4 protein-coding genes and 1 pseudogene are annotated in these 7,243 nt (G+C 73.5%); 2 read left to right on the top strand and 3 right to left on the bottom strand.

Translation table 11 applies throughout. From position 1 onward, the window contains the following. Positions 1–241: 241 nt before the first annotated feature. Positions 242–1,537 carry a hypothetical protein gene (locus EF918_RS29860; protein WP_125652055.1) on the top strand — a complete coding sequence of 432 codons (1,296 nt, stop codon included), beginning with the start codon at positions 242–244 and terminating at the stop codon, positions 1,535–1,537. A 207-nt stretch (positions 1,538–1,744) separates the two neighbouring features. Further along, positions 1,745–2,797, top strand: a complete 1,053-nt coding sequence (locus tag EF918_RS29855; protein WP_125652054.1) for a DUF916 domain-containing protein — start codon at positions 1,745–1,747, stop codon at positions 2,795–2,797. A 149-nt stretch (positions 2,798–2,946) separates the two neighbouring features. Here EF918_RS29855 and EF918_RS29850 read toward each other — a convergent pair whose 3' ends face one another. The 3 genes and pseudogenes from EF918_RS29850 to iolB form a co-directional block, all read right to left on the bottom strand. Continuing rightward, positions 2,947–4,446: a CoA-acylating methylmalonate-semialdehyde dehydrogenase gene (locus EF918_RS29850; protein WP_125652053.1), complete on the bottom strand. Its 1,500-nt coding sequence runs from the start codon at positions 4,444–4,446 to the stop codon at positions 2,947–2,949. Between the two features lie 14 nt (positions 4,447–4,460). Beyond that, positions 4,461–6,503 carry a 3D-(3,5/4)-trihydroxycyclohexane-1,2-dione acylhydrolase (decyclizing) gene (gene iolD, locus EF918_RS29845; RefSeq protein WP_125652052.1) on the bottom strand — a complete coding sequence of 681 codons (2,043 nt, stop codon included), beginning with the start codon at positions 6,501–6,503 and terminating at the stop codon, positions 4,461–4,463. Continuing rightward, a pseudogene (iolB, locus tag EF918_RS29840) lies at positions 6,500–7,162 on the bottom strand (5-deoxy-glucuronate isomerase); the annotation flags it as partial. The gene iolD and the pseudogene iolB, both read right to left, overlap by 4 nt. Positions 7,163–7,243: the final 81 nt, after the last annotated feature.

The raw sequence follows: 7,243 nt of genomic DNA, 5'->3' as shown, positions 1-7,243 counted from the left end.
CCACCGGTAGCCACGCCGGGCGCCACGCCGGGCAGCACACCCCCCGCCTCGCCCACCGCCCCACCCACCACCTCGCCCTGATGGGACATCAATTTCTGTGTGCTTCGGACGAAAGGAACCGAAAGGAAGTCATTGACTTCTCAGGACCGCGACGCGTCAATGTCGGCCACCGCACCGGCTCGGCCTCCCCCGCACAGCGGGTGGGGGGAGGGTTCGTCATGACGAAGGAGTCGCGACCGAAGTGAGCACGAGAACGTTCCGACGAAGAGTGCTGGCCGGGGCGGGAGCCCTCTCCCTGGCGCTGACCGGTGGCGTCGTGAGCCTTGCGGGGACGGCGCAGGCGGCGACCAGGACCACCAGCGTGTTCATGAAGTGCGTCGCCCCGGCGCCGCAGCCCGGTGCCGACGGCAACCAGGACTTCACGGTGACCCTGCCCGACGGGGCCAAGGCCGGCGAGACCGTGCCGATCGAGATCGACCCGGGCGAGACCCCGGTCGTCCCGATGTTCTCCATCGACACCGTCAACACCATCAAGGCCAAGCTGCTCGTGGGCGGGGTCGCCCAGACGGTGACCAGCCCGGCCACGCCCAGCCACCAGGAAGCGGGCAAGAAGGCCGACCCGCCGAAGTTCTCCGGCACCATCAAGATCCCCGACGGGACCGAGGGGACCACGGTCGCGGTCACGATCGACCAGGTGATCACGGACGCCGAGCTCGGCGGCACCGTCTACACCACGACGTGCACCCCGGCGCCCCGGCCGAGCGCGCCGGTGGGCAGCGTGGCCGTCGCCGCGCTCCCGAAGGAGCCGGTCACGACCAAGCTGACGCCCAACAGCGGCAAGGCGGGTACCGCCGTCGTCGCCACCGGCGCCAACTTCCCGCCCGGCGCGGTGACCTGTTCCGCGCTCCTCGCGGGCGCCCCCACCGGGGACGCCGGCACCGGTACGGCGGACGCCTCCGGCGCCGCGACCTGCAACCTCACCGTCACCAAGAAGGCCGACGCGATCCGGATCGACGGGTCCGTCACGCCGTACCGGGCGTTCGTCTTCGTCGAGGACGTGCCGGGCGTGAAGAACCCGGTCGACGTCGAGGTGCTGCCCGGCCCGCTCGGCATCGGCCCGCAGGCCGGCAACCCCGCGGTGGACTTCGGCAAGGTCACCATCAACGGCAAGCCGCAGTCGGTGGTCGGACAGTTCTCGGCCATGACCGTCCAGGACTTCCGCGGCGGCACGCTGGGCTGGGACGTCACGGCCACGCGTACGCCGTTCCTGAACGAGGCCACCGGCCACGCCATGGCCAAGGCGCAGATCGGCATCCAGCCGAGCTGCAAGGTCACCAACCCGGACAGCCCGAGCACCTGCACCGCCGGTGCACCGGGGGCGATCACGGACTCCCCGATGAAGGTGGCCTCGCAGGCGGCCGGCGGGGACCAGCTGACCGGTGGCGAGTTCGAGATCGGCGGCGCGGGGATGATCCAGCTCCCGCCGTTCATGTTCGCCGACACCTACCGGTCGGTGGTCACCTTCTCGATCGCCTGACCCACCCCCTCCTGGCGGGGGCGGTGCGGACACCGAGTGCCGCACCGCCCCCGCCCTTCGCGTCCGTCGTGCCCTTCGCGTCCGTCGTGTCCGTCGCGTCCGTCGTGCCCTTCGCATCCGTCGCGTCCGTCGCGTCCGTCGTGCCCTTCGCATCCGTCGCGTCCGTCCCTCTCGTCGTATCCTCCGACCCACCCCGGGAGATCCGCCATGCCGCCGCGCCCCCGCCGCGCCCGTCGTACCCGTCGGTTCCTGCGCCTGCTGGCCCTGCTGGGGCTGCTGGTCACGGGGCTGCTGCCGGCCGGGACGGCCCGGGCGGCCGAGAACGGGACCTGGGGGGTGTTCCCCACGCCCCCGGCCGGCGCGGCCATGACCGACCGGGCGTACTTCTTCCACCAGGGCGCGGCGGGCACGACGGTCAGCGACAGCGTCACGCTGCTCAACTCCTCCGACCGGGAGCTGACGTTCCAGGTCTTCGCGACCGACGCCGTCAACACCGTGGCCGGCGGTGCCTTCGCCCTGCTGCCGGTGGAGACGAAGCCGACCGGCGTCGGCACGTGGGTGCACCTGCCGCCCGAGGCGGCCCGGGTGGTCACGGTGCCCCCGAAGGGCCGCAAGGACCTGCCGTTCACCGTGAAGGTCCCCGAGGACGCGGTCCCCGGCGACCACGTCGGCGGGATCGTGGCCCTGAACACCGAGGTGGAGGGCGTCCAGCAGGAGGGCAAGGTCACGGTGGGGGTGAAGCGCTCGGTGGGCGCCCGGCTCTACTTCCGTGTCCCGGGGCCGCTGACGCCGGGCCTCGGCGTGGAGGACGTACGGGTGCGACGCAGCGCCCCGGCGGTGCCCTGGGTCGGGGACGCCTCGGCGACGGTCTCGTACGCACTGGTCAACCGGGGCAACGTGGTGATCGAGCCGAAGGTGGCGTTCGCCGCGGAGGGCCTGTTCGGGCGGAAGCTGCTGGACCGCCCGGCGCGCGAGCTGAAGCTGGTCCTGCTGCCGGGTCAGCGGATCGAACTGACCGAACCCTGGCCGGACGCGCCGCAGTCGGACTGGGTGAGCGTCCGCGTCACGGCGACCGCCGCCGCCCACCCGGACCTGGTGGCGGCCGGGGAGGCGGAGTTCGTGGCCGTGCCCTGGCCTGCCGCGGGCGCCCTCCTGGTCCTGACGGGCGCCGGCTGCGCCCTGTGGGCCGTACGCCGGCGCCGTACGCGGCCCACCGCGGCCGGGGCTCCGGGGCCGCGCGACCTGACCGGCGTCCGCTGACCGGCGTCCGCTGTCGGGCGTCCGCCGACCGGCGTCCGCCGACCGGCGTCCGCGATGCGCGCGAACCCCCTGGCCGGTGAGGGTGGGCCAGGGGGTTCGTGCGGTCCGGGGACGGGCGCGGGCGCGGGGCGGCCCGTTCAGGGCTCAGCTCAGTGGTTGCGCGGGAAGCCCAGGTCGACGCCGACCGGGGCCTCGGACGGGTCGGGCCAGCGGGTCGTGACGACCTTGCCGCGGGTGTAGAAGTGGATGCCGTCGTTGCCGTAGATGTGGTGGTCGCCGAAGAGCGAGTCCTTCCAGCCACCGAAGGAGTGGTAGCCCACCGGCACCGGGATCGGGACGTTGACGCCGACCATGCCGGCCTCGATCTCCAGCTGGAAGCGGCGGGCGGCGCCGCCGTCACGGGTGAAGATCGCGGTGCCGTTGCCGAACGGCGAGGCGTTGATGAGCGCCACGCCCTCCTCGTACGTCTCCGCACGCAGCACGCACAGCACCGGGCCGAAGATCTCGTCGCGGTAGGCGTCGGAGTCGGTGGAGACCTTGTCCAGGAGGGACAGGCCGATCCAGTGGCCGTTCTCGTAGCCGCCCACCGTGTAGCCGGTGCCGTCGAGGACCACCTCGGCGCCCTGGGCGGCGGCGCCGTGGACGTAGGAGGCGACCTTGTCGCGGTGGGCGGCGGTGATCAGCGGGCCCATCTCGGAGGTCGGGTCGGTGCCGGGGCCGATCTTGATCTTTTCGGCGCGCTCGCGGATCTTCTGGACCAGCTCGTCGCCGATGGAGCCGACCGCGACGACGGCCGAGATGGCCATGCAGCGCTCGCCGGCCGAGCCGTAGGCGGCGGAGACCGCGGCGTCGGCGGCGGCGTCGAGGTCGGCGTCCGGCAGCACCAGCATGTGGTTCTTGGCGCCGCCGAGGGCCTGGACGCGCTTTCCGTGGGCGGAGGCGACCTGGTGGATGTGGCGGGCGATCGGGGTGGAGCCGACGAAGGAGATCGCGGCCACGTCCGGGTGGGCGAGCAGCGCGTCGACGGCGACCTTGTCGCCGTGGACGACGTTCAGCACGCCGTCGGGCAGACCGGCCTCCTTGGCCAGCTCGGCCAGCTTCAGGGAGGCCGACGGGTCCTTCTCGCTCGGCTTGAGGACGAAGGTGTTGCCGCAGGCGATGGCCAGCGGGAACATCCACATCGGGACCATCGCCGGGAAGTTGAACGGGGTGATGCCCGCGACCACGCCGAGCGGCTGGCGGATGGCCGCCACGTCCACGCGGCTGGACACGGACGTGGACAGCTCGCCCTTGAGCTGCGTGGTGATCCCGCAGGCCAGCTCGACGATCTCCAGGCCGCGGGCGACCTCGCCGAGGGCGTCGGAGTGCACCTTGCCGTGCTCGGCCACGATCAGCTCGGCGATCGCGTCGCGGTGGGCGTCGAGCAGCGCGCGGTAGGCGAAGAGCACCTTGGTGCGGGCGGCCAGCGAGGACTGGCCCCAGGTCTCGAACGCGGTCTTCGCGGTCTGCACCGCCGCGTCGACCTCCTCGGCGGAGGCGAGCGCGACCTGGGTGGTGACCTCGCCGGTCGCCGGGTCGGTGACCGGGCCGTAGTTGCCCGACGCGCCCTCGACGGTCTTGCCACCGATCCAGTGGTTGACGGTCTTCATGGTGTGTGGCTCCTTCACAGATGGCGACGTCGCTGAGCGGCTTGCCGGTCGTACTCCTCGCGGGCCGAACGTGCGGACGCACGCGTCGCGGTCTCGGCCACAGGAACATCCCACCACGCCTGTGCGGGGGGTGGGCCCGACACAGTGTCGGGCGTTCGGGTCTTCACGTAGACACATGTGGGACGGTCCGCCGCACGCGCCTCGGCGAGGGCTTCGCGCAGGTCACGGACGGTACGGGCGCGGATCACGGCCAGGCCGAGCGAGGCGGCGTTGGCGGCCAGGTCGAGCGGGAGCGGCTCGCCGTCGAAGTCACCGTCGGGGCCCCGGAAGCGGTAGGCGGTGCCGAAGCCCTCGGCGCCGGTGCCGGCGGAGAGGCCGCCGATGGAGGCGTAGCCGTGGTTGTCGAGGATCACCAGCTTGAGGGGGAGGCGTTCCTGGACGGCGGTGACCAGTTCGGTCGGGTTCATCAGGTACGTCCCGTCGCCGACCAGGGCCCAGACCGGGCGGGAGGGGTCGGCGAGGAGGACGCCGAGGGCGGCGGGGATCTCGTAGCCCATGCAGGAGTAGCCGTACTCGACGTGGTACTGGAGCGCAGACCGGGCCCGCCACAGTTTGTGCAGGTCACCGGGGAGGGAGCCGGCCGCGTTGACGATCACGTCGCGGTCGGTGACCAACGCGTCGAGAGCGCCGAGCACCTGGACCTGGGTGGGGACGGCGTCGTCGTCGGGGGCGGCGAAGGCGGCGTCCACGCGCCGCTCCCAGCCGGCCTTGGCCTCCCCGTACGCCCGGACGTACGCGGGGTCGGCCCGGTACCCGGCGAGCTCGGCGGTGAGCAGCTCCAGGCTCTCGCGGGCGTCACCGACCAGAGGGCGGGCGGCGAGCTTGTGGGCGTCGTACGGGTCCAGGTTGAGGCCGAGGAAGCGGACGGCCGGGTTCTGGAACAGGGTGGCGGAGGCGGTGGTGAAGTCGGTGAGCCGGGTCCCGGCGGCGATCACCAGGTCCGCGGTGCGGGCCAGGTCGTTGGCCGGGGCGGTGCCGGTGTGGCCGATGCCGCCGAGGTCGGCCGGGTGGTCGTGGCGCAGGACCCCCTTGCCGGCCTGGGTGACGGCCACCGGGATGCCGGTGGCCCCGGCGAACGCGGCCAGCGCGTCCTGCGCCCCGCTGTGCCGGATCCCGCCGCCGGCGATCAGCAACGGGCGGCGTGCCGCGCGGACGGCGTCCACGGCGGCGGCCAGCTCGGCGCGGTCGGGGCGCGGGCGGCGCACCGGCCACACCCGGTCGGCGAAGAACTCCTCCGGCCAGTCGAACGCCTCCGCCTGGACGTCCTGCGGCAGCGCCAGGGTGACGGCGCCGGTGGCGACGGGGTCGGTGAGCACCCGCATGGCCTGGAGGGCGGCGGGGACCAGGGCCTCGGGGCGGGTGACGCGGTCGAAGTAGCGGGAGACCGGCCGCAGGGTGTCGTTGACGGTCACGTCGCCCGCACCGGGCACTTCGAGCTGCTGGAGCACGGGGTCGGCGGGGCGGGTGGCGAAGGTGTCGCCGGGCAGCAGCAGGACGGGCAGCCGGTTGACGGTGGCCAGCGCGGCCCCGGTGACCAGGTTGGTGGCGCCCGGGCCGATGGAGGTGGTGACGGCGTGGGTGGAGAGCCGGCCGGTGTGCCGGGCGTGACCGACGGCGGCGTGCACCATGGCCTGCTCGTTGCGGCCCTGGAGGAAGGGCATGGTCTTCGGGCCGGTCTCCAGCAGGGCCTGGCCGAGGCCGGCGACGTTGCCGTGGCCGAAGATGCCCCAGGTGGCGGCGATCAGCCGGTGGCGGCGGCCGTCGCGCTCGGTGTACTGGGCGGCGAGGAAGGCGACGAGGGCCTGGGCGACGGTGAGGCGCCGGGTGGGGGTGGTGCCGGCCGCCGGGGTGGTGCCGGCCGCCGGGCTCGTACCGCTCGGCCTGTTCGTCGGGCTCGGCCTGTTCGTCGGGCTCGGTACGCTCGTCGGGCTCGGTCCGCTCGTCGGGCTCGGTCCGCTCGTCGGGCTCGGTCCGCTCGTCGGGCTCGGGGTGGTCACTGCGGGGCCTCCGCCCGGTAGAAGGGCACGCGGGGATCGAGGTCCTGGGCGGGCCAGGTGTCCCGGATCCAGCCGTGGTCGGGGTGGTCCCGGATGAGCCATTCCCTGGTCTCGTCGGGGCCGGCCATCACGTTCAGGTAGTACATGTCGTGGCCGGGCGCGGCGATCGACGGCCCGTGCCAGCCGTCCGGGATGAGCACGGCGTCACCGGTGCGCACCTCGGTGAGGATGTCGGTCTTCCCCTCCGGGGAGGGGCTGACACGCTGGTAGCCGAAGCCGGGCGCGTCGCCGTGCGGGGCGATCTCGAAGTAGTAGATCTCCTCCAGGCGGGACTCCTCGCCGGGGTGGTGCTCGTCGTGCTTGTGCGGCGGGTACGAGGACCAGTTCCCGCCGGGGGTGAGGACCTCGACGGCGATCAGCCGGTCGCAGGGGAAGACGTCGGCGGCGGCGAAGTTGTTGACCTGGCGGGAGCAGGTGCCGCGGCCGCGGAGCTCGACCGGGACGGATGCGGCGGGGCCGTAGCGCGGGGTCAGGCGGCGCCTCGCCGGGGCTCCGGCCAGGGCGAAGCGGCCGCCGGTGGGACCGGCCGTGACGGTGGTCGTGGCGTCGCGGGGGACGTAGGCGAAGTCGGTGGGCCCCGCGAAGACGGTGGCGCGGCCGCGGCACCTGCTCCCGCCAGGTCAACAACTTCGCCGCCGCCGACGTCTTCCCCTGCGACCGGCTGATCGCCGTCGAGGTCC

It is taken from the genome of Streptomyces sp. WAC06614 (assembly GCF_003949795.1).
Classification (GTDB): domain Bacteria; phylum Actinomycetota; class Actinomycetes; order Streptomycetales; family Streptomycetaceae; genus Streptomyces.
Note: the sequence above shows the minus strand (reverse complement) of the source record. Positions and strands in the feature narration are given on the sequence as shown.